This is a genomic window from Pseudomonas citronellolis, from assembly GCF_029335315.1.
Classification (GTDB): Bacteria; Pseudomonadota; Gammaproteobacteria; order Pseudomonadales; family Pseudomonadaceae; genus Pseudomonas; species Pseudomonas citronellolis_A.
Window position 1 is genome coordinate 1 of the sequence record NZ_JARJLT010000133.1, and the last position, 20,852, is coordinate 20,852.

General features: G+C 69.2%; 13 protein-coding genes. 6 read left to right on the top strand and 7 right to left on the bottom strand.

The window, feature by feature from the left end:
- Positions 1-117: 117 nt before the first annotated feature.
- Positions 118-1,047, bottom strand: a complete 930-nt coding sequence (locus P3W75_RS11180; RefSeq protein ID WP_276227448.1) for a LysR family transcriptional regulator — start codon at positions 1,045-1,047, stop codon at positions 118-120.
- Between the two features lie 168 nt (positions 1,048-1,215).
- Between P3W75_RS11180 and P3W75_RS11185 the strand changes: the two genes are divergently transcribed.
- Positions 1,216-2,424, top strand: coding sequence for an acyl-CoA dehydrogenase (locus tag P3W75_RS11185; protein ID WP_276227449.1), 1,209 nt, complete (start codon positions 1,216-1,218; stop codon positions 2,422-2,424).
- 338 nt (positions 2,425-2,762) lie between these two features.
- On the opposite strand, the gene P3W75_RS11190 is transcribed toward P3W75_RS11185, so the two are convergent.
- Positions 2,763-4,877 carry a putative bifunctional diguanylate cyclase/phosphodiesterase gene (locus P3W75_RS11190; protein ID WP_276227450.1) on the bottom strand — a complete coding sequence of 705 codons (2,115 nt, stop codon included), beginning with the start codon at positions 4,875-4,877 and terminating at the stop codon, positions 2,763-2,765.
- 34 nt (positions 4,878-4,911) lie between these two features.
- Positions 4,912-6,543, bottom strand: coding sequence for a methyl-accepting chemotaxis protein (locus P3W75_RS11195; protein WP_276227451.1), 1,632 nt, complete (start codon positions 6,541-6,543; stop codon positions 4,912-4,914).
- A 220-nt stretch (positions 6,544-6,763) separates the two neighbouring features.
- On the opposite strand from P3W75_RS11195, the gene P3W75_RS11200 reads away from it, so the two are divergent.
- Positions 6,764-7,111, top strand: coding sequence for a helix-turn-helix domain-containing protein (locus P3W75_RS11200; protein WP_276227452.1), 348 nt, complete (start codon positions 6,764-6,766; stop codon positions 7,109-7,111).
- A gap of 37 nt (positions 7,112-7,148) precedes the next feature.
- Here P3W75_RS11200 and P3W75_RS11205 read toward each other — a convergent pair whose 3' ends face one another.
- The 3 genes from P3W75_RS11205 to P3W75_RS11215 all read right to left on the bottom strand — a co-directional run bounded on the left by P3W75_RS11205 (position 7,149) and on the right by P3W75_RS11215 (position 9,939).
- A complete protein-coding gene (locus tag P3W75_RS11205; RefSeq protein WP_276227453.1) occupies positions 7,149-7,334 on the bottom strand; it encodes a hypothetical protein in 186 nt (61 codons plus the stop codon).
- The gene (locus tag P3W75_RS11210) at positions 7,303-8,343 is read right to left on the bottom strand and encodes a TerC family protein (RefSeq protein WP_276227454.1); all 1,041 of its coding nucleotides are present in this window, start codon (positions 8,341-8,343) and stop codon (positions 7,303-7,305) included. Before P3W75_RS11210 ends, P3W75_RS11205 begins: the two co-directional genes overlap by 32 nt.
- Positions 8,344-8,559: 216 nt before the next feature.
- Positions 8,560-9,939: a phosphate ABC transporter substrate-binding/OmpA family protein gene (locus P3W75_RS11215; RefSeq protein WP_276227455.1), complete on the bottom strand. Its 1,380-nt coding sequence runs from the start codon at positions 9,937-9,939 to the stop codon at positions 8,560-8,562.
- Positions 9,940-10,087: 148 nt separating this feature from the next.
- Between P3W75_RS11215 and P3W75_RS11220 the strand changes: the two genes are divergently transcribed.
- Positions 10,088-13,684 carry an ATP-binding protein gene (locus P3W75_RS11220; RefSeq protein WP_276227456.1) on the top strand — a complete coding sequence of 1,199 codons (3,597 nt, stop codon included), beginning with the start codon at positions 10,088-10,090 and terminating at the stop codon, positions 13,682-13,684.
- On the opposite strand, the gene xthA is transcribed toward P3W75_RS11220, so the two are convergent.
- On the bottom strand, positions 13,677-14,489 hold the full coding sequence (gene xthA / locus P3W75_RS11225; RefSeq protein ID WP_276227457.1) for an exodeoxyribonuclease III: 813 nt from the start codon (positions 14,487-14,489) through the stop codon (positions 13,677-13,679). The genes P3W75_RS11220 and xthA overlap by 8 nt on opposite strands.
- A gap of 139 nt (positions 14,490-14,628) precedes the next feature.
- On the opposite strand from xthA, the gene P3W75_RS11230 reads away from it, so the two are divergent.
- The 3 genes from P3W75_RS11230 to P3W75_RS11240 all read left to right on the top strand — a co-directional run bounded on the left by P3W75_RS11230 (position 14,629) and on the right by P3W75_RS11240 (position 20,747).
- Positions 14,629-15,276, top strand: a complete 648-nt coding sequence (locus P3W75_RS11230; protein ID WP_276227458.1) for a GNAT family N-acetyltransferase — start codon at positions 14,629-14,631, stop codon at positions 15,274-15,276.
- Between the two features lie 81 nt (positions 15,277-15,357).
- Entirely contained in the window at positions 15,358-17,085 is a 1,728-nt protein-coding gene (locus P3W75_RS11235) for an autotransporter assembly complex protein TamA (RefSeq protein WP_276227459.1), read from the top strand.
- Complete coding sequence (locus tag P3W75_RS11240; protein ID WP_276227460.1) at positions 17,082-20,747, top strand: translocation/assembly module TamB domain-containing protein; 3,666 nt, start codon at positions 17,082-17,084, stop codon at positions 20,745-20,747. The genes P3W75_RS11235 and P3W75_RS11240 overlap by 4 nt, the downstream gene beginning before the upstream one ends.
- Positions 20,748-20,852 lie beyond the last annotated feature (105 nt).

Below are 20,852 nucleotides of genomic sequence, written 5' to 3' on the forward strand. Positions count from 1 at the left end.
CCGTTGGCCTGGAAAGCAGTCGTTCGGGAACCCTGGCGGATAACGCCGTAGGCGTTATGCGCCCCACGTTCTCGCCCCGGAGTGAGGGCGTGTCGGTCTGCGCGGCTCCAGGGCCGATCAGGACTGCTGCGCTTCCCGCGCCTCGCGGGCGGTGACCTGCTGGCACAGCTCGATCAGTTGCTCGCGCATCCAGCGGTTGGCCGGGTCCTGGTCGGTGCTTTCGTGCCAGTACAGGTGGGTTTCCAGCTTGGGCACGTCGCTCACCGGCAGCTCGACGTAGTGCAGGCTGTGGTGGCGGGCGAAGCGCTCCGGCACCGTCACCGTCATGTCGGTCTGCTGCACCACGGTGGAGGCCATCAGGTAGTGCTGCGAGCGCAGGGCGATCTTCCGCTGCAGGCCCATCTTGCCCAGCGACAGGTCGATGTAGCCCAGGCCGCTGCGGCGGCTGGAAATCTGGATGTGGGTCAGCGACAGGTACTCGTCCAGGTTCAGCTTGGGCTTGGCCAGCGGGTGGCCGTGGCGCATGGCGCAGACGTAGCGGTCTTCCATCAGCTTGACGTGGCGCACCTGCGGGTCGGTGTTCAGCGGCGCGTCCACGGCGAAGTCCAGGCGCCCGGCGGCCAGCTCCTTGGTGGTTTCGCGGCGCTTGGAGAGGAAACTCTCGATGTGCACGTTCGGCGCCTGGCGACGCAGGCGCTGGAACAGCGGCGGCAGGATGATGGCCTCGGTGAGGTCGGTCATGCTGATGCGGTAGGTCTTGCTCGCCTGCTGCGGGCTGAAGGTGCGGCTTTCCTGCACCGACACGCGCAGCAGCTGCAGGGCGTTGCGCACCGGGCCGATGATGTTCTGCGCCATGGGCGTGGGCACCATGCCCTGGGCGGTGCGCACGAACAACGGGTCGTTGAAGGTCTCGCGCAGACGGGCCAGGGCGTTGGACACCGCCGGTTGGGTGATGCCGACGATCTGCCCGGCGCGGGTCAGGTTGGCTTCGGTGTAGATGGCATCGAAGACGATGAACAGGTTCAGGTCGACCTTGCTCAGGTTCATCCCGTGGCTCCGCTTGTCATTGTTGTGGCCGGATCATACCCGGTGGATGGCGGACCATCATGCGGGTTATGAATGTTCATTGATTCGGATAATAGGCTAGGTAAATCGTGTTGCCTGTTCTAGCATCTTCCCCGACACAAGACAAACCCCTGCCAGAAGGTAGCCCCCATGGATTTCGCCTATTCCGCCAAGGTTCAGGACCTGCGTGAACGCGTCAGCGCGTTCATGGAAGCCTATGTATATCCCGCCGAGAGCGTCTTCGAGCAGCAGGTAGCCGAAGGCGACCGCTGGCAGCCGACCCAGGTCATCGAGGACCTCAAGGCCCGCGCCAAGGCCGAGGGCCTGTGGAACCTGTTCCTGCCGGAGTCCGAGTACGGCGCCGGCCTGACCAACATGGAATACGCCCCGCTGGCGGAAATCATGGGCAGCTCGCTGATCGGCGCCGAGCCGTTCAACTGCTCCGCGCCGGACACCGGCAACATGGAAACCATCGTCCGCTACGGCAGCGAAGAGCAGAAGCGCACCTGGCTGGAGCCGCTGCTGCGCGGCGAAATCCGCTCGGCCTTCGCCATGACCGAGCCGGGCGTGGCTTCCTCCGACGCCACCAACATGCAGGCCAACGCCGTGCGCGAGGGCGACGAGTGGGTGATCAACGGCCGCAAGTGGTGGACTTCCGGCGCTTGCGACCCGCGCTGCAAGATCATGATCTTCATGGGCCTGACCAACCCCGACGCGCCGCGCCACCAGCAGCACTCGATGATTCTGGTGCCCACCGACACCCCCGGCGTGAAGATCCTCCGCCCGCTGCCGGTGTTCGGCTACGACGACGCCCCGCATGGCCACGCCGAAGTGCTCTTCGAGAACGTCCGGGTACCCTACGAGAACGTGCTGCTCGGCGAGGGCCGCGGCTTCGAAATCGCCCAGGGGCGCCTCGGCCCGGGCCGCATCCACCACTGCATGCGCTCCATCGGCATGGCCGAGCGCGCGCTGAAACTGATGTGCGAACGCGCCACCAGCCGCACCGCCTTCGGCAAGCCGCTGGCGCGCCTGGGCGGCAACATCGACCACATCGCCAACTCGCGCATCGAGATCAACCAGGCACGCCTGCTGACCCTCAACGCCGCGTACATGATGGACACCGTGGGCAACAAGATCGCCCAGAGCGAGATCGCCCAGATCAAGGTGGTGGCGCCCAACGTCGCCCTGCAGGTGATCGACCGCGCCATCCAGATCCACGGCGGCGCCGGGGTCTCCAACGACTTCCCGCTGGCCTACTGGTACGCGATGCAGCGCACCCTGCGCCTGGCCGACGGCCCGGACGAGGTGCACCGCATGGCCATCGGCAAGTACGAGATCGGCAAGTACATGGGCAAGTGAGTGCTGGCTGGTAGTTGAGGCCCGGTGAGGGTCGCGGGAACGCCGTTTCTCCGAAAGGGAAGCGGCGTTCTTGCATTTGCGCCTCGCCCGGATGGGCTTTCCGTGGGAGCTCGCTCGCGACCGGAGTTTCCCGGTGGCGTAGGTGCTGGGTTCAAGAGCGCCCTCACCCCAGCCCTCGGCCGCGCCCCCGCCCTGAAGGGAGAGGGGGCCGTCCTGAGCGGCTTGTCGGTCAGGCGTCATCCTTCTATCCCGTCATTCCCGCGAACAGCGCTTGCGCTGGCCCGAAGGGGAATAACCCAGTGACTGCCCGGTTCGCGAGCAAGCTCGCGCCTACGAAATTACCCTGCCACCTGCCTCGCCTTCAGCCACGCCGCGAACCCTTCGGCTGGCAGTGGCGGGGATAGCAGGTAGCCCTGGGCCACCGTGTAGCCCTGGGCTTCGAGGATGCGCAGTTGCTCGGGGTTCTCGATGCCTTCGGCCACCACCGTCATGCCCAGGCTGCGGCCGATGTTCAGCACGGCGTCGCTGAGGGTGCGGCTGGTGCTGTTGCTTTCCAGGTCGCGGACGAAGCTGCGGTCCAGCTTCAGTTCCTGCACCGGCAGGCGGTTCAGCCGGGCCAGGCTGGAGTAGCCGGTGCCGAAGTCGTCCAGGGACAGGCGGACGCCCAGTTCGTGCAACTGGTCGAGCACGCCCAGGGTGTCGCTGTCGGCTTCCATCAGCGCGCTTTCGGTGATTTCCAGGGTCAGGTCGGTGCCGTGCAGGCCGTGCTCTTCCAATGTACGCAGCACCGCGACGGGCAACTGCGGGTCCTGGAAGTCGCCAGCGGACAGGTTGACCGATATCTCCGGCACCTGCAGGCCCGCGTAGCGCCACTCGGCCAGTTGCCGGCAGGCTTCGCGCAGTACCCAGCGGCCCAGTTCGATGCTCAGCCCGCATTCCTCGGAGAGGGGGATGAAGCGCTCCGGGGAGATGTTGCCCAGCTGCGGGTGGTGCCAGCGGGCCAGGACCTCGGCGCCGCGCAGGCGGCCCGCGCGGATGTCCACCAGCGGCTGGTAGTTCAGGTGCAGGCGCTGCCTGGCGAGGGCTTCGCGCAGGGCGCTCTCCAGCGCCACGCGTTCCTGCGCCAGGCGCTCCAGTTCCTCGCTGAAGAACACCTGGCCGCCGCGGCCCTTGCCTTTGCCCTTGGCCTGGTTCATCGCCATCGCCGCGTGGCGCAGCAGGCTCTGGAAGTCCTCGCCATCCTCCGGGAACAGGCTGATGCCGATGCTCGCCGACGGGTTGTGGGGCGCGCCGGCGACGCGCCAGGGCACGTCGAGCGCGGCCTTCAGGCGGGCGAGGTGGACGCTGGCCGCCGCGCGGTCGCAGCCCGGCAGCAGGACGACGAATTCGTCGTTGGTCTGGCGCCCGACGTGGTCCTCGTCGCGGCAGGCCTGGCGCAGGCGCCGGGCGATGGTGCGCAGCAGCTCGTCGCCGGAGGGGCGGCCGAAGGAATCGTTGATCTGGCGGAAGCGGTCCAGGCCGATGTACAGCACCGCCAGGCCCTGCCGGCGCGCGGCGGCGCCGGTCAGTTCGGCGCTGGCCAGGTTCTGCAGCAGATGGCGGTTGGGCAGGCCGGTCAGGTCGTCGTAGTAGGCGAGCTGGTGGATGCGCGTGCGCGCCTGGTCGCGCTCCAGCACCAGCGCGCAGAGGTGCGTGCAGATGTCCAGCAGGCATTGTTGCGTCGCGCAGGGCGCCTGTCCCTCCCGGCCGTAGCAGACGAAGCTGCCGATCAGTTGGCCGGTGCTGGAGCGGATCGGCGTGACGCTGCAGCTGCGCAGCTCCGGCGGCAGCAGGTGGCGGTAGGCGGACCACAGCGGATGGCGCTCGACTTCGCCGGCCCAGGCGTCCTCGCTGCCCGGGCCGTCGCCCAGGGGCAGGCCGTCCAGGGCCTGCAGGTAGGTGGGCGGCAGGCCCGGCCCGGCCAGCGGGTGCAGGCGGCCTGCGTTCACCCGCAGGACCGAGGCGCTGGTTCGCGGCAGCAGCCGTTCGATTTCCAGGCAGGCCGCTTCCATCAGGTGTTCCGGCGGCTCGTCGCGGGCCATGCCTTCGAGCAGACGGTCCAGCAGCACCTCGTGGATTTTCGACTGGGTGATCTCGGTGAGCGCCAGCAGTTGCAGGTCGGGCTCGGCGGTGGCGCGGTTCAGCCCGGTGCTGGCGATGCCGCACCAGATGCGCCGGCCGTCATGGCAGCGCACCAGGGCTTCCATGCGGTCGTTGGCCGCCGGCTGCGCGTCCACCAGTTCGTCGAACGGGCGGCCCACCAGGCTTTCCGGGGCATGCCCGAGCAGCCGGCCGAAGGCGCGGTTGCAGTAGAGCAGGCGTTGCCCGTGGTCGTTGATGCAAAGAGCGGTCTCGGCATGCTCCAGGGCTTCGGAGAGCATCCGGGGGAGGTCGGGAATACTGCGGATCGGCATGCTTGCACTCCGGCCTAGTGGTCGAGGAACGGGGCTAGAGCTTGAAGCGCAGCACCATGTCGTTGAGCTCCACTGCCAGGCGCGACAGCTCGTGGCTGGCGGCGCTGGTCTGCTGGGCGCCGGTCGCGGCGCGGGTGGACAGCTCGCGTATATTCAGCAGGTTGTGGTCCACCTCGCGAGCCACCTGGGCCTGTTCCTCCGCGGCGCTGGCGATGACCAGGTTGCGCTCGCTGATCTGGCCGATGGTCTGGAACACCTGCTCCAGGGTCTGCCCCGAGGCGCGCGTGCGCTCCAGCGTCGCCCGCGAGCGCTGGGCGCTTTCGTTCATGGACTCCACGGCGCGCCCGGTGCCCTGCTGGACCTCCTCGATCATCTGCTCGATTTCCTGGGTCGAGTCCTGGGTGCGGTGCGCCAGGGTGCGCACCTCGTCGGCGACCACCGCGAAGCCGCGCCCGGCTTCCCCGGCGCGCGCCGCCTCGATGGCGGCGTTGAGGGCGAGCAGGTTGGTCTGCTCGGAGACCGCGCGGATCACGTCGAGCACCTTGCCGATGCCGTTGGCCTGGGCCTCCAGCGTCTGCACGTGCTGGGCCACGGCCTGGATGCCGTCGGCCATGGCGCCGATTTCCTCCAGGGTGGTGCGCACCTGGTTGCGGCTCTGCTGGGCGAGCTGGTTGGAGGCCTGGGAGGTTTCCGAGGTGGCGCTGGCGTTGCGCGCCACTTCCTCGGCCGCGCTGGTCATCTCGGTGACGGCGGTGGCCGCCTGTTCCAGCTCGCGATGCTGCTGGTTAAGGCCCTGGTTGCCGTCCTCGGTCACCGCGCTGAGCTCCTCGGCGGCCGCGGCCAGGCGGCTGGCCGAGGCGGAGATGCCGCTGAGCATGCCGCGCTGGCCGTCCTGCATGTGGCCGAGGGCGCCGAGCAACTGGCCGATCTCGTTGTCCGCGCCGGCCGCGATGCCTTGGCGCAGGTCGCCCAGAGCCAGCCGGTCGCAATGCTCGCCGGCCTCGCGCAGCGGGGCGAGCACGCAGCGGGCGATGAACCACCAGCAGGCGCCGAGCAGCAGCACCGCCAGGCCGGCCAGGGCGATGGCCTCCACGCGCGCCATGGCGTAGCGCTGGTGGGCGTCGAGCATCACCGCCTGGGCGTGCGCCTCGATCCGGCTCTCGAAGGCCAGCAGCGCCTGGTCGAGGCGGTCGTTGGCCTCGCGCGCCTTGAGGTTGCTCTGGATGTAGCCGCTCTCCGAGCCGGCGCGCAGCACCTGCATCTGCTCCACCAGCACCGTGTTGTAGTCGTTGAAGGCCGCCTGCAGCGCCTTGCCCTGGGCCTGCCAGTCCGCTTCCTCGCCATTGGACTGGCTGAAGCGGGCGAAGCTCTCGCCGGCCTCGCGGAACAGTTCCTCGCTGCGCTGCACGCTGACGCGGGCCTTGTCGGCATCGCCGGCGCGCGCTTCGAGGAAGGCGCCGGCCATGGCGATGCGCGCGCGCAGCAGGCGTGCGTAGGCTTTCTGCAACTGGTTGTTGCGCTCCACCGCCACGCGGTTCAGCGACTGGATCTGCTGGTCGCTGCTGCGGGCGCTGTTCCAGCCGGTGAGGATCGAAAGCAGGAGGGCGGCGGCCAGGGCGGCCAGGACGATGAGCATTCCCGTGCGTATTTTCAGCTTGGACAGCATTGCGGACTTCCTTTCGTGGCAAACCACCATCGAACTGGCTGCGCCAAGGGGGCGAAGTGATGGCAATCAGTCCTATCCTGTTCTTCCATGAAAAGGAAAGTCAATTAGTCAATGATCTATTAAGAAACATTTGTAGACGTCATGCGTCCTTCAGCCGCACGCAAGCTCCCCTGAAAATGGCTTGAGGCGTTATATCGGATGATGTATGAGGTCAATTCACATGAAAGGTCGGAACGTGGTCCACGAAGTCGGCGCAGCCATCGCCAACCGCCGCAGGGCCAAGGGGCTGACGCAGGCACAGATAGCAGAGGGGATAGGGGTGGAGAAGGAAACCATCAGCCGCATGGAGAACGGAGTGATATCACCGACGTTGCATCGACTGGGGCAGATCGCGGAAATCCTCGAGTGCCCGCTGAGCGACCTCTTCCGCAAGGATTCGATCGACGTCGCCGAGCAGGCCGAAGCCATCGGCGACCTGCTTCAGGAGCTGGCGGAAAGCGAACGGGCGCTGGTAGTGAACCTGATCGGCGAGATCGTCAAGGTGCTCAAGGGCCGGCGCAGCCACTAGCGCCGCTGCGAGCGCCCCGCCGGCGGCGGGCGGGGGCTCAGGTGCGTTCGTTGGGTTCGTCTTCGCCGCGCTGCTGCCACCACTGGCGGCGCACATGCAACTGCGCGGCGAAGGCGCGGGCCAGGCCTTCCTGGGCGAAGCGCAGGCCGCGATGGCCCAGGCGCACCTGCCAGTACGGCCGGCCCTGGAACTCAATGGCCTCGATCTTCACCTCGTTGTGCATGCAGGGTCTCCCGGCTGACGATTTCCAGCGGCTCGTCGCCTTCCTTGCGGGTCTTGAGCAGTGACAGCAGTATGCCACCAGCGAGCAGGCCGAAGGTTACCCCAAGCGACAGCACGGCGGGAACCTTGCCGATGAAGCCGTGGGCGAAGATTTTCGCGCCGATGAACACCAGCACCATGGCCAGGGCGTACTTCAGGTAGACGAAGCGGTGGATCATCGCCGCCAGCGAGAAGTACAGGGCGCGCAGGCCGAGGATGGCGAAGATGTTCGAGGTGTAGACGATGAACGGGTCCTTGGTGATGGCGAAGATCGCCGGCACGCTGTCCACCGCGAACACCACGTCGGCCAGCTCGATCAGGACCAGCGCCAGGAACAACGGGGTGGCGAAGCGCACCAGCTTGCCGCTGGCGTCGGGCTTGCGGACGAAGAAGTGGTGCTCGTGGAGCTGGTCGGTGACGCGGATGTGCTTGCGCAGGAAGCGCAGCACCGGGTTGTTGGCCAGGTCCGGCTCTTCCTCGTGTTTGGCGAACAGCATCTTCACCCCGCTGAACAGCAGGAAGGCGCCGAACACGTACATGATCCACTCGAACTCGCTGACCAGCGCGGCGCCCAGGCCGATCATGATGGCGCGCATGACGATGGCGCCGAGGATGCCCCAGAACAGCACCTGGTGCTGGTAGCGGCGGGGAATGCCGAAGAAGCCGAAGATCATCGCCATGACGAACACGTTGTCCATGGACAGCGACTGTTCGACCAGGAAGCCGGTGTAGTACTCCAGCGCGTGGGTGGCGCCGAACTCGTACCAGACGAAACCACCGAAGGCCAGGCCGCAGGCGAAGTAGCCGGCCGAGAGCAGCAGGCTCTCGCGCACGCCGATCTCGTGGTGGTCGCGCTGCAGCACGCCGAGGTCGAGGACCAGGAGGACGATGACGATGGCCAGGAACACCAGCCAGAACCAGGTGGCCGTGCCGAGGAAGGGAGCGTTCAGGAAATCCAATAGGGGTGCCATGTGGGCCCTCTCTTGCTGTCGTTGTCGAAAGTGACTCCGACATGGCGGTCAGCGACCGTCAGAGGGGCCCGGCGTCACGGCGGGAAACATATCAGAGCGCGGCCGGCAGGCAAGCGCCTGAAAGTAACAAGTTCCTACCGACAGCGTTGTAGTACCTGCCTGTCAGTCTAGACCAGCGCCGTGCGTCGCCCGCCGCGCATTGCCTGCCACGTTGCCTCAGTAGACCCAGACTTCCACCCGGCGGTTCTTCACCCGCCCGTCCGGGGCGTCGTTGGCCGCCACCGGCAGCGCCGCGCCGAGGCCCTCGATGCTGCGGAAGATCACCCCTTCCTTGGCCAGCTCGCGACGCACCGCCATGGCCCGCAGCTTGGACAGCAACTCGGCGCGGGCCGGGTCCTGCTTGGCGTCGCCGAAGCCGACCAGCACCGCCTTGGCGTTCATCTTGTCGTGCTGTTGCAGGTAGGCGAGCAGGCGCTCGACGTCGCGCTGGGCCTTGTTGTCGAGGGTCGCGCTGCCTTCGTGGAAGCGGAAGTTCAACGACAGCCGCTGGGCGTCGCGGGCCAGCGCCTGGTAGGCCTCGGGCATGCCGGCCTGGGGTTGCAGGCGCAGCGCCTGCACGCGCTGGCCGACGAAGCCGCTGTGGCTGACCAGCGCCTGGCCGCGCTCGCTCTGGGCGAATTGCACCAGGGCCTGGGCCCAGGGGTTGCGCTCGTTGGGCTTGATGTACAGGTACAGGCGCCGCGACAGCGGGTAGTCCTCGGTGGCGATGCTCGCGGGCGAGGGCAGGGTCGCCCGCGACTCGCCGTCGGCGATGGCCACGGGCTTGGCCTTGAGCACCGAGGCCAGGCCGACGAAGCCGATCGCCTGCGAGTCGGCGGCGACCCGGGCGGACAGCTCGTCGCTGGACTCGAAGCGCTGGGCGCCGGCGGCCAGGGTCTTGCCGTGACCGGCCAGGACCAGCTCCTTGAAAGTGTCGAAGGTGCCGGAGTTGTCATCGCGGGCGTACAGGTGGATGGCGCCGCCGTGGCCGCCGAGCTCCTCCCAGGTCTTCACCTCGCCGGCGAAGATGCGCGCCAGCTGGTCGGTGCTCAGCTCGCCCAGCGGGTTGTCCGGGCTGACCACGATGGCCAGGCCGTCGATGCCGATCACCTGCTCGGCCTTGGCCCCGCGCAGGTTGCCCGAGGCCGACAGGGCGGCGGCCTCGGCGTCCTTGATCGGCCGCGAGGCGGCGGCGATCTCGGCGCTGCCGTCCTTGAGCGCGACGAAGCCGGTGCTGGAACCGTGGGCGGCGACCTGGATCAGCACCGGCTGGTTGTCGCCGTCGCGGGCACGGATGAGTTGTTCGTTGTCGGCCTTGCCGGCCTCGCTGGCGATGGCCCGGTAGCCTTGCTGCTGCAGCAGCGCCTTGACCAGTTCCGGCAGCAGGTGCGCGCCTATGGTGTTGGAGCCCTGGATGCTCAGCACCGGCCGGTCGCCGCTGGAGGCGGGCAGGGCGGCGAAGGCCTGCCAGGGCAGGGCGTAGCAGACGAAGCCGATGATCAGCCAGGCGAGGGTCACGGGCCAGGCGTCGATGTCGTGGCGGCGGGGGTGCGGCATGGGGCGTTCCAGAGCGGTTGCGGACAAGCCCGGGAGAATAAGTCGGTAAGGTTTCAGTGCCGTGAACGCAGCGTTGTCACGCGGCCGGCTTGGCTATAGTGGAATGCCAGGGGGGCGTGCGTTGCCACGCTGGCCCACAAGGAGCGCCATGAACCTCGCCCGCGTACTGATCCTGCTCTGTTCGCTGCTGCCGGGCGGCTTCGCCTGGGCCGAGGCGCAGCCATTGACCCTGTCCGGCTACACCGCGCACATGCCGGACAGTTGGCTGAGCCCCGCCGAGCGTGTCTGGCTGTCGCAGCGCGGGCCGCTGCGGGTGGGCGTCGCGGTGGTCGACCGGCCGCCATTGCAGATCATCGGTGGCCAGCGTTTCGAAGGCGTCAGCGCCGACTACCTCGGCTTGCTGGCCGGCGCCTATCAGCGCGTCTTCGCCTACCCCAGCCGCGACGCGGCCCTGGAGGCCCTGCGCAAGGGCGAGATCGACCTGGTCTGCGGCGGCACCGCCAGCGAGGCCGAGACCTTGGGCCTGTTGCGCAGCCGCCCTTACCTGCAGGACCAGCCGGTGCTGGTCAGCGAGGAGTCGCGGCCGTTCGACCCTGCGCGCCAGGGCAACACCCTCGCGGTGGTGGCGGACTACCTGCGCCTGGACCAGGTGCAGGCGGCCTTCCCGCACAGCCGCCTGCTGGTGTTCTCCTCCACCCTGCGGGCCCTGGAGGCGCTGAGCCTGGGCAACGCCGACGGCATGCTCGGCGACGTGCTTTCGGTGCACTACCTGATCAACATGAACTACCTGTTCAATCTGCGCATCGACAACTTCGCGCCGCTGGAAAGCGCCGGCTTCGGCTTCCTCCTGCGGCCGGGCGACGAGCATCTGCTCGGGCTGATCGATCGCGCCCTGGCGCGCATCGAGGGGCCGCGCAACGACGAGATCCTGCGCCGCTGGAGCGCCGGCGAGCGCCTGCACCTGGCCGATCACCGGGTGGTCCTGACCCCGCGTGAGAACCGCTGGGTGGCGAAGCACCCGACGGTGCCGGTGGTGGTCAACCGCTACACCGGCTCGCTGGCCCAGGCCGACGCTAGCGGCAAGGTCACCGGCATCACCCGCGATTACCTCGACCTGCTCGGCCAGCGCACGGGGCTGCGCTTCTCCTACGCCGCGGTGGACGACTACGTGGAGATGGAAAAGGAGATGCGCTCGGGGCGCGCCTGGCTGACGCCGGTGATGCCGCCGGACCAGACCGAGCTGAACGTTCTGCCGCCCTACCTGCGCGCCTCGGTGGTGCTGATCACCGAGCAGGCGAACACCTCGATCCACGACCTGCACGATCTTGACGGCAAGCGCCTGTCCAGCGCCGGCGGCCACTATTTCAACCGGCGTGTCATGGCGCAGGTTCCCGGCATCCGCCTGGTCGAGGAGAAGAACCAGCCGGAGGCGCTGCAGAGCGTCGTCGACGGCCGCAGCGACGCGGCCCTGAGCAGCCTGTTCACCGCCCGCGCCCTGCTTACCGGCGAGTTCAAGGGGCGGCTGAAGGTCGCCGCCATTCTCGAGGACATGAGCACGCCCTTCGGCATCGGCGTGATGCCGGACCAGCCGGAGCTCTACTCGATCCTGGAGAAGGCCCAGCTGACCGTGGACCCGGAGGAGGTCGCCGAGCTGGTGCGGCGCTGGGAGCCGCGCCTGGCCAGCAGCGGCAGCGACTTCTGGAGCGAGCACCGGCAGACCATTCTCGGCGCCGGCGCGCTGGCCGCGCTGCTGGTGCTGCTGTCGCTGGTCTGGGGCTTCTACCTGAACCGCCAGACCCTGCGCGCGCGGCGCGCCGAGCAGCGCCTGGGCGAACAGGTGAAGCTGCTCAACGAACTCATCGAGGCGATCCCCAACCCGGTCTACCGGCTCGACCGCGAGGGCCGTGTCGGGCATTGCAACCAGGCCATGCTGCGGCTGTTCGGCTGCCGCCTGGAGGAATGCCGGGGGCATTTCATCGGTGAACTGGGCTGGTTCCCGGACGACGAAGCGGCGCGCCTGATGGACGAGCATCGGCAACAGGTGGCGACCGGCGAGACACCGGCGCCGGGCGACCAGGTGCTGCGCCTGCACGACGGCGAGCGCTACGTCTACCACTGGGCGGTGGCCCAGCGCGACCCCGGCGGGCAGGTCCAGGGGGTCATCGGCGGCTGGGTCGACCTCACCGAGCGACAGAACCTGGTGCGCCAGCTGGAGCAGGAACGCCAGCGCGCGGACGCGGCCAGCGCGGCCAAGAGCCAGTTCCTCTCGACCATGAGCCACGAGATCCGTACGCCGATGAACGCTATCCTCGGCCTGCAGGAGCTCGTGCTGGAAAAGGCCCGCGACGGCGTGCTCGACCGCGACGCGCTGGAGGTCGCCCAGGACGCCGCGCGCTCGCTGCTGATGCTGATCGGTAACGTACTGGACATGGCGCGGATCGAATCCGGGCGGATCGACTCGACGCCGCAGCCGGCCTTGCTGCTGCGCGAGATCGAAGGCGCGGTGGCGCTGTTCGCCGGCCTGGCCACGCAGAAGGGCCTGACGCTGGATCTGGAGGCCGAAGGCGAGCTGGCGCACTGGGTGCTGCTGGATACCCTGCGCTTCAAGCAGGTGTTGTTCAACCTGCTCAACAATGCGGTGAAGTTCACCGCGCAGGGCAGCATCCAGGTGCGCGCGCAGGGCGTGCGCCGCAATGCCGGGCTGGAACTGCTGGTCGAGGTGATCGACAGTGGGGTGGGTATTTCGGCGCAGGACCAGGCGCGCCTGTTCCAGCCCTTCGCCCAGGCCGAGCAGGGCGCCAGGGCCCAGGGCGCCGGCCTGGGGCTGCACATCAGCCGGCGCCTGGCGCAGTTGATGGGCGGGGAAATCGGCCTGCGCAGCGAGCCCGGCCAGGGCTCGCGCTTCAGCCTGCGCCTGCCGCTGACGCTGACCGACGCGCCGGAAGACACGGCGCCGCGCGACGCCGCGGCGAGCGAGGCGCGGCTCGGCCTGCGGGTGCTGGCGGTGGACGATCATCCGGCCAACCGCATGGTGTTCCAGCAGCAGCTGAGCCACCTGGGCCACGCCGCGACCCTTGCCGCCAGCGGCGAGGAGGCGCTGGATGCCTGGTTGCGCGGCGAGTTCCAGGTGGTGCTCAGCGACTGCCGGATGGCCGGCATGGACGGCTACGAGCTGAGCCGGCGCATCCGCGAGGAAGAACGCCGGCAGAGTCGCGGGCGCTGCCTGATCATCGGCGCCACGGCCAACGCCCAGGAAAAGGAGGTCGAACTGTGCCGGGCGGCGGGCATGGACCAGGTGCTGTTCAAGCCCCTGACCCTGGAGGTGCTGCGCCAGGCGCTGGCAGCGGCGACCCCCGTGGGAGCGGCGAACGCCTCGGCCGCACAGGACACTGCTGCGCCCTTCGACCTGCGCGGCCTGTTTGGCGCCGATCCACGCGCCAATCCGGCGGGCCGGGAGTTCGTGCGCACGCTGATGGAGGCCAACGAGCACGATATCGCCGAGCTGCAGCGCCTGCCGCGCAGCGGCGACCTGCGCGCCCTCGGCGACATGGCGCACCGCCTGGCAGGGGCGGTGGCGATCATCGGCGCGCACGAGGCGGAAGGCCACTGCCGCGCCCTGCAGCGCATCTGCGAGGGCGACGGCGCGGGGCTGGAGGCCTGCCTCGCGCAGGCCAGCGCGGCGCTGGCCGAGTTGCAGGCGGCGTTGCGCGCCTGGCTGGCCGAGGCCGGGGAGGGGGTCAGCTGAGCTTGAGCCAGATCGGCGCGTGGTCGGAGGGTTTCTCCATGCCACGGATGTCGTAGTCGATGCCGGCGTCGGCGATGCGCGGGCGCAGCGCTTCGGAGGCGAGGATCACGTCGATGCGCAGGCCGCGCTTGGGCTCGTCCTCGAAGCCGCGGCTGCGGTAGTCGAACCAGCTGAAGCGGTCATCCACCTGCGGGTGCAGTTGGCGGAAGCTGTCCACCAGGCCCCAGGCCTTGAGCTTGCCCAGCCATTCGCGCTCCTCGGGAAGGAAGCTGCACTTGCCGGTGCGCAGCCAGCGCTTGCGGTTCTCCTCGCCGATGCCGATGTCGCAGTCCTCCGGCGAGATATTGATGTCGCCCATGATCACCAGGCGCTGCGCGGGGGTGAACTGGCTTTCCAGCAGCTGCTGCAGGTCGGCGTAGAAGCGCTGCTTGGCCGGGAACTTCAGCGGATGGTCGCGGCTCTCGCCCTGGGGGAAGTAGCCGTTCATCACGGTGATCGGCTGGCCGTCGGCGTCGGCGAAGGTGCCCCAGATGAAGCGGCGCTGGGCTTCCTCGCCGTCGCCGGGGAAGCCGTAGCGGATCTCCAGCGGCGCCTGGCGCGAGAGCAGGGCCACGCCGTAGTGGCCTTTCTGCCCATGGAAATGCACGTGGTAGCCCAGTGCCTCGACTTCCGCGCGGGGGAACTGGTCGTCGGCGACCTTGGTTTCCTGCAGGCCGATGACGTCGGGCTGGTGCGCTTCGATGATCGCCTGCAGTTGAGTGGGGCGGGCGCGCAAACCATTGATATTGAAGGAGACGATTTTCATCCAGAACGTCCTCGGAAAAGTCGTGATGCTAGCCGCTGGGGTCCCGCCGGGCAAATGCGCCGGGCGTCCCCTGGCGAGGGCGGCGTGGCGCTGCTAGGGTTCGGCACGGGGTCCACACAGTATAAGAAGAGGTGCCCGCATGCCTGAGACGCTCGCCGAAGTCCACCTGCTGGGGGACTCCTACGCCCGGGAAATCCGCTCGCTGCTCTATCACGCCTATCGCCACGAACCGACCTTCGCCTACCTGTTCGAAGGCGACCGGCCCGGCTTCGACCAGCGCGTGCGCGCCACCGTCCGCGAACTGGTCAACCGCCATCTGGCCGAGCAGTTGCCGGTGCTCGGCCTGGTCCTCGACGAGCGCCTGGTGGCGGTGGCGCTGATCGCCCCGCCGCGCCGGCGCCTGGACATCACCGAAAGCTGGGCCTGGCGCATGCGCATGCTGCTCACCGCCGGTTTCCGCTGCACCCGCCGCTATCTCGACTACCACGCCGCGGTGCTCGCTTGCCTGCCGCCGGGGCCCTACCATGTGCTGCCGCTGATCGGCGTACACCCGCAATTCCAGGGCCGCCACCTCGGCGAACGGCTGCTCGACGCGCTGCACGCCTGGTGCGCCGAGGACAGCGATTCCCAGGGCCTGGTGCTGGACACCGGCAACGCCCGCTACCTGGAGTTCTATCGCCGACATGGCTACGAGGAGATCGGCGAAGTGGCCCTGGGGCCGATCCGCGAACACGTGCTGTTCCACCCCAACCCGCAGCCCGAGGCGCGCCTGGCCCAGCGTGGCTGAGGCGCGGCGAAGTCCCTGAAAAGCCGCGGCGCCAAGCCCGCGGCGCTGGATTGTCGCGGCGGCCGTGCTAGCATCCGCGGCATGAGACTTGTCCATGGAACGCTTCGGCTCGCGCTGATCGGACTGCTGTGCTGGATCGGCGCCGCGCTGGCGGCCGAGAGCCAGCTCGACGTACGCATCACCCCCTCAAACTCGGCACTCAAGGCCAACATCGAGGCCTTCGTGGGCACCCTGGAAGGGCGCGACGAGGCCGCCCTTCGGCGCCTGCGGCGCAGTACCCAGGAACAGGCGGTGCAGGCCGCCCAGGCGCTGGGTTACTACCAGGCGCGGATTCGCGTGCGGGTGCGTGGCGACAAGCCGCCGCGCCTGCGCGTCGACGTCACCCCCGGCGAGCCGGTGCGCCTGCGCAACGTCGACATCCGCGTCGAGGGGCCGGCGGCGAAGCTCAAGAGCTTCCGCGTGCCCGGCGGCGACGGCCTGCGCCGGGGCGCGCAGCTCAACCATGGCACCTACGAGGACGCCAAGCGGCTGATCCAGAACCAGGCCTCGCGCTTCGGCTACTTCCATGGCCAGTTCACCCGCCAGCAGCTGCGCGTCGACCCCGCCGCCGGCAGCGCCGACATCGAACTGGTGTACGACAGCGGGCCGCGCTACGCCCTGGGCGCGGTGACCTTCAACGGCGACTTCCCGTTCGACGAGGAGCTGCTGCAGCGCATGGTGCCGTTCCGCCAGGGCGCCGCCTACGACTCCGAACTGATCGCCGACCTCAGCCAGGCGCTGCAGTCCAGCGGCTACTTCGACGGCGTGCGGGTCGACGCCTCGCCGGTGCAGGCCAAGGGTGATGTAATCCCGGTGGCGGTCCACCTGACCGCGCGCAAGCCGCGCTCGCTCGGCGTCGGCCTGGGCTTCTCCACCGACGTCGGGCCGCGCGCCAAGTTCAGCTGGACCCGCCACTGGGTCAACCCGCAGGGCCACAGCCTGGGCACCGAGGCCGAGGTCTCCGGGCCCCGGCAGAACGTCGGCGCCTGGTACGAGGTGCCGCTGGACCCGCCGCTGACCGACAAGCTGCGCTTCACCACCGGCTACCAGAACGAAGACCTGGTGGACACCGAGAGCAAGCAGTTCACCCTCGGCGGCGAGTGGTTGCGCAAGCTGCCCAGCGGCTGGCAACGCTCGTTCTCGCTGGGCTGGCTGCACGAGGAATACCTGCTGGGCGACGACTCCGGCAACAGCAGCTTCCTGATGCCCGGCCTGGGCTACTCGCTGCTGCGCGCCGACAACAAGGTCGACCCCCATGAAGGCTACCGCCTGCAAGTGGAAGCCAAGGTGGCCAAGGAAGGCGCGCTGGCCGACGCCGACCTGGCCTACGCCAGCGCCATGGCCCGTGGCCTGACCACCTTCGCCGGCGGCCACCGCCTGCTCGGCCGGGTGCAGGTCGGCGGTATCGCCACCAACGACTATTCGCGCATTCCGCCGTCGCTGCGTTTCTTCGCCGGTGGTGACCAGAGCGTGCGCGGCTACGACTACCAGACGCTGTCGCCGAAGAACTCCCAGGGCGACCGCATCGGTGGGCGCTACATGGTCGCCGGCAGCGTCGAATACCAGTACCCGCTCACCGAGAAATGGCGCCTGGCGACCTTCATTGACCAGGGCAACTCGTTCAACTCGCTGGACTTCCCGTCGATCAAGACCGGCGTCGGCTTCGGCATCCGCTGGGTGTCGCCGGTGGGGCCGCTGCGCCTGGACCTGGCCGACGGCCTGGACGACGGCGGCTGGCGCATCCACTTCTCCATGGGGCCCGAACTGTGACGCGGCTGTTGAAATACCTGTTGGCCGCGCTGCTCGGCCTGCTCCTGCTGCTGGCCGTGGCGCTGGCCGTCATCCTCGGCAGCGAGGCCGGCAGCCGCTGGGCCCTGGCCCGCGTGCCGGGGTTGCAGGTGGAGGACTTCAGCGGGCGTCTCGGCGGCGCCTGGCAGGCCACGCAACTGGCCTGGAGCGACGGCGCCACGGAATTGCGGGTGGAGCGGCCGCAGTTCGCCTGGTCGCCGTCCTGCCTGCTGAAGATGACCCTGTGCGTCGACCGCCTGGTCGCCGAACGCGTGCAACTGAAACTCGCGCCGGGGCCATCGGAACCCAGCGAAGGGCCGATCCAGCTGCCGGCGCTGAAGCTGCCGCTGGCCATCCGCCTGGGCGAGGTGCGCCTGGGCAGCTTCCTGCTCGACGGCAGCGAACAGGTCAGCAACCTGCAGGCCAGCGCGCACTGGGAAGCGGACGGCCTGCACATCGACACACTGCAGGCCACCCGCGCCGGCCTGGCGCTGAACCTCAGCGGCCTGCTGACCCCAGAGGGCAACTGGCCGCTGCGCGCCGAGGGCAGCCTGCGCCTGCCGGCGCCGGGCGAACAACCGTGGGAGCTGAAGCTGCAGGCCAAGGGCGAGTTGCTCGGCCACCTGCTGCTGGAAGCCGACAGCACGGGCTACCTGCAAGGCCACCTGAGCGGCGACCTGCAACCGCTGGCGGAGAACCTGCCGGCCCGCGCGAAGATCAGCGCCGACGGCTTCCGTGGCGCCGCCGAACTGCCCGACACCCTGGTGCTGAACAAGGTGCTGCTGGAAGCGGCGGGCGATCTCGGCGCCGGCTACCAGGTCAACGGCTCGGCCGTGCTGCCGGGGGAGGGCGGCGACGTCGCCCTGGCGCTCAAGGGCCGGGTCGACGCCAAGGGCGCCGACATCGCCGCGCTCGACCTCACTGCCGCGCCCGAGCAGCGCCTGGGCCTGAGCGGCCGGCTCGACTGGCAGGACGGTTTCGCCGCCGACGCCAGGCTGGACTGGCTGGATTTCCCCTGGCTGCGCCTGTACCCGAGCGAGCCGCCGCCGGTGACCCTGCATCGCCTGCAGGCCGACGTGCAGTACCGTGACGAAGGCTACCTGGGCAACTTCGCCGCCGAGCTGACCGGCCCGGCCGGCGCCTTCCAACTGAGCAGCCCGGTGTCCGGCAACCTCGCCGAAGTGCACCTGCCGTCGTTGCAGCTCAGCGCCGGCCAGGGCAAGGCCGAGGGCAGCCTGGGTCTGAAGTTCGCCGACACCCTGGCCTGGGACGCCCAGCTGAAACTCAGCGACCTCGACCCGGCCTACTGGGTCGCCGAGCTGCCCGGGCGCCTGGGCGGCCCGCTGAGCAGCCAGGGCAGCTACAAGGACGGCGTGCTGGCGCTGGAGGCCAACCTCGACCTGCAAGGCCGCCTGCGCAACCAGCCGGCAGTGTTCAAGACCACCGCCAAGGGCCAGGGCGAACGCTGGACGCTCTACGGCCTGGACCTGCGCCTGGGCGACAACCGCATCAGCGGCCAGGCCAGCCTGGACCAGCGCCTGAGCGGCCGCCTGGACATCGCCCTGGCGCGCCTCGGCCAGCTCTGGCCAACGTTGCAGGGGCAGGTGGACGGCCGCCTCGACCTCGCCGGTACGCTCAAGGCGCCGCAGGGCAACCTCGGCCTCAAGGGCCAGCGTGTCGGCCTCGACGGCAACGGCGTACGCAGCCTGGAACTGAACGCCAGCCTGGACGCCGCGCAGCGTGGCCGCCTGGAACTGAACGCCGCCGGCGTGCACGCGGGTGACACGAATTTCGGCCAGCTCAAGGCCAGCGGCCAGGGCAACCTGCAACGCCAGCAGCTTGACCTCAGCCTACAAGGCAAGCCGCTGGCGCTGGCGCTGGGCTTCGACGGCAACTGGAACGGCCGCGACTGGCGTGGCCGCCTGGCCAAGGGCGAAATCCACAGCGGCGGCCAGGACTGGCAGCTGCAGCAGCCGGCGCGCCTGGAGCGCCTGGCCGACGGCCGCCTGAACCTGGGCGCGCATTGCTGGGTGTCCGGCCCGGCCAGCCTCTGCGGCGGCGAGCAGCGCCTGCTGCCGGAACCGCAACTGCGCTGGCAGCTCCACGACTTCCCGCTGGACAGCCTGGGCCGCTGGCTGCCCGAGGACTTCGCCTGGCAGGGCAAGCTCAACGGCGAGGTCAAGCTCGACCTGCCGGCGCGCGGGCCCAACGGCAACATCCTGCTCGACGCCGGCGCCGGAACCCTGCGCCTGAAGGAGCAGGAGCAGTGGGTCGACTTCCCCTACCAGAGCCTGCGCCTGGAAAGCCGCCTCAGCCCCAGCCGCATCGACAGCAGCCTGCAATTCCACGGCGGCAACCTCGGCACCCTCGACGCCCAGGTCAGCCTCGACCCGCGGCCGAAGGCCAAGCCGCTGAACGGCAGCTTCCAGCTGGCCGGGCTCGACCTGGCGGTGGCGCGGCCCTTCGTGCCCATGGTCGAGACCCTCAAGGGTCGCCTGGACGGCAACGGGCGCATTTCCGGCGGCCTGCTGGCGCCGCGCCTGGACGGCGAACTGAAACTGTCCGAGGGCGAAGTGTCCGGCGGCGACCTGCCGACCCGCCTGGAAAAACTCCAGGTGCTGGCGCGCATCGCCGGCGAGCGGGTCGACCTCAGCGGCAACTGGAGCGGCGGCGCCAAGGGCGCCGGCAGCCTGTCCGGCTACCTGGCCTGGAGCAAGGGGCTGGACGTCGACCTGGCGGTGCGCGGCGACAACCTGCCGGTGACGGTGGAGCCCTACGCCACCCTGGAAGTCTCGCCGGACCTGGCGCTGCGCATGGTCGAGCAGAAGCTCAGCGTCACCGGCAAGGTCCAGGTACCGCGCGGGGCCATCGTCATCCGCCAGCTGCCGCCGTCGACGGTGAAGGTCTCCGGCGACACCGTGATCGTCGGCGCGCCGCCCCGCGAGGACAGCGCCACCAACCTGGCGATGGACATCGACGTGCGGGTCGGCCAGGACAAGCTGACCTTCAACGGCTTCGGCCTGAGCGCCGAGCTGGTCGGCCAGGTGCACATCGGCAACGACATGGACACCCGCGGCGAGCTGAGCCTGAACAAGGGCCGCTACAGCGCCTACGGGCAGAAGCTGACCATCCGCCGCGCGCGCCTGCTGTTCGCCGGGCCGATCGACCAGCCGTTCCTCGACATCGAGGCGGTGCGCAAGGTCGACGACGTCACCGCCGGCCTGCGCCTGACCGGCAACGCCGAGCAGCCGCGCAGCGAGGTGTTCTCGGAGCCGGCGATGAGCCAGGAGCAGGCGCTGTCCTACCTGGTCATGGGCCGCCCGCTGAACAGCGGCGAGGACAGCAACATGCTCGGCGAAGCGGCCCTGGCCCTGGGCCTGGCCGGCAGCGCGCCGGTCACCGGCGAGGTCGCCAAGCACCTGGGCATCCAGGACTTCCAGCTCGGTACCGAGGGCACCGGCAACAGCACCAGCGTGGTCGCCAGCGGCCAGCTCTCCGAGCGCCTGAGCCTGCGCTACGGGGTCGGCGTGTTCGAACCGGCGAACACCATCGCGCTGCGCTACCTGCTGAGCAAGAAGGTCTACCTGGAGGCCGCCAGCGGCCTGGCCAGCTCCCTCGACATCTTCTACAAGCGCGATTTCTGAGGCGCATCGATAGCTTTCTCGCGGCGCTCCAGGAAATTTCCGAGAGCAATCCAGCTATCCTGAAAAGCCTGCGCTTACAGTCAGGATGGCTGCTTTGTCTGCCCG

What these genes read in the sequence shown, in the direction of transcription:
- P3W75_RS11180 (WP_276227448.1), bottom strand. Translation starts at nt 1,047, where the DNA reads ATGAACCTGAGCAAGGTCGACCTGAACCTGTTCATCGTCTTCGATGCC.
- P3W75_RS11185 (WP_276227449.1), top strand. Translation starts at nt 1,216, where the DNA reads ATGGATTTCGCCTATTCCGCCAAGGTTCAGGACCTGCGTGAACGCGTC.
- P3W75_RS11190 (WP_276227450.1), bottom strand. Translation starts at nt 4,877, where the DNA reads ATGCCGATCCGCAGTATTCCCGACCTCCCCCGGATGCTCTCCGAAGCC.
- P3W75_RS11195 (WP_276227451.1), bottom strand. Translation starts at nt 6,543, where the DNA reads ATGCTGTCCAAGCTGAAAATACGCACGGGAATGCTCATCGTCCTGGCC.
- P3W75_RS11200 (WP_276227452.1), top strand. Translation starts at nt 6,764, where the DNA reads ATGAAAGGTCGGAACGTGGTCCACGAAGTCGGCGCAGCCATCGCCAAC.
- P3W75_RS11205 (WP_276227453.1), bottom strand. Translation starts at nt 7,334, where the DNA reads ATGCACAACGAGGTGAAGATCGAGGCCATTGAGTTCCAGGGCCGGCCG.
- P3W75_RS11210 (WP_276227454.1), bottom strand. Translation starts at nt 8,343, where the DNA reads ATGGCACCCCTATTGGATTTCCTGAACGCTCCCTTCCTCGGCACGGCC.
- P3W75_RS11215 (WP_276227455.1), bottom strand. Translation starts at nt 9,939, where the DNA reads ATGCCGCACCCCCGCCGCCACGACATCGACGCCTGGCCCGTGACCCTC.
- P3W75_RS11220 (WP_276227456.1), top strand. Translation starts at nt 10,088, where the DNA reads ATGAACCTCGCCCGCGTACTGATCCTGCTCTGTTCGCTGCTGCCGGGC.
- xthA (WP_276227457.1), bottom strand. Translation starts at nt 14,489, where the DNA reads ATGAAAATCGTCTCCTTCAATATCAATGGTTTGCGCGCCCGCCCCACT.
- P3W75_RS11230 (WP_276227458.1), top strand. Translation starts at nt 14,629, where the DNA reads ATGCCTGAGACGCTCGCCGAAGTCCACCTGCTGGGGGACTCCTACGCC.
- P3W75_RS11235 (WP_276227459.1), top strand. Translation starts at nt 15,358, where the DNA reads ATGAGACTTGTCCATGGAACGCTTCGGCTCGCGCTGATCGGACTGCTG.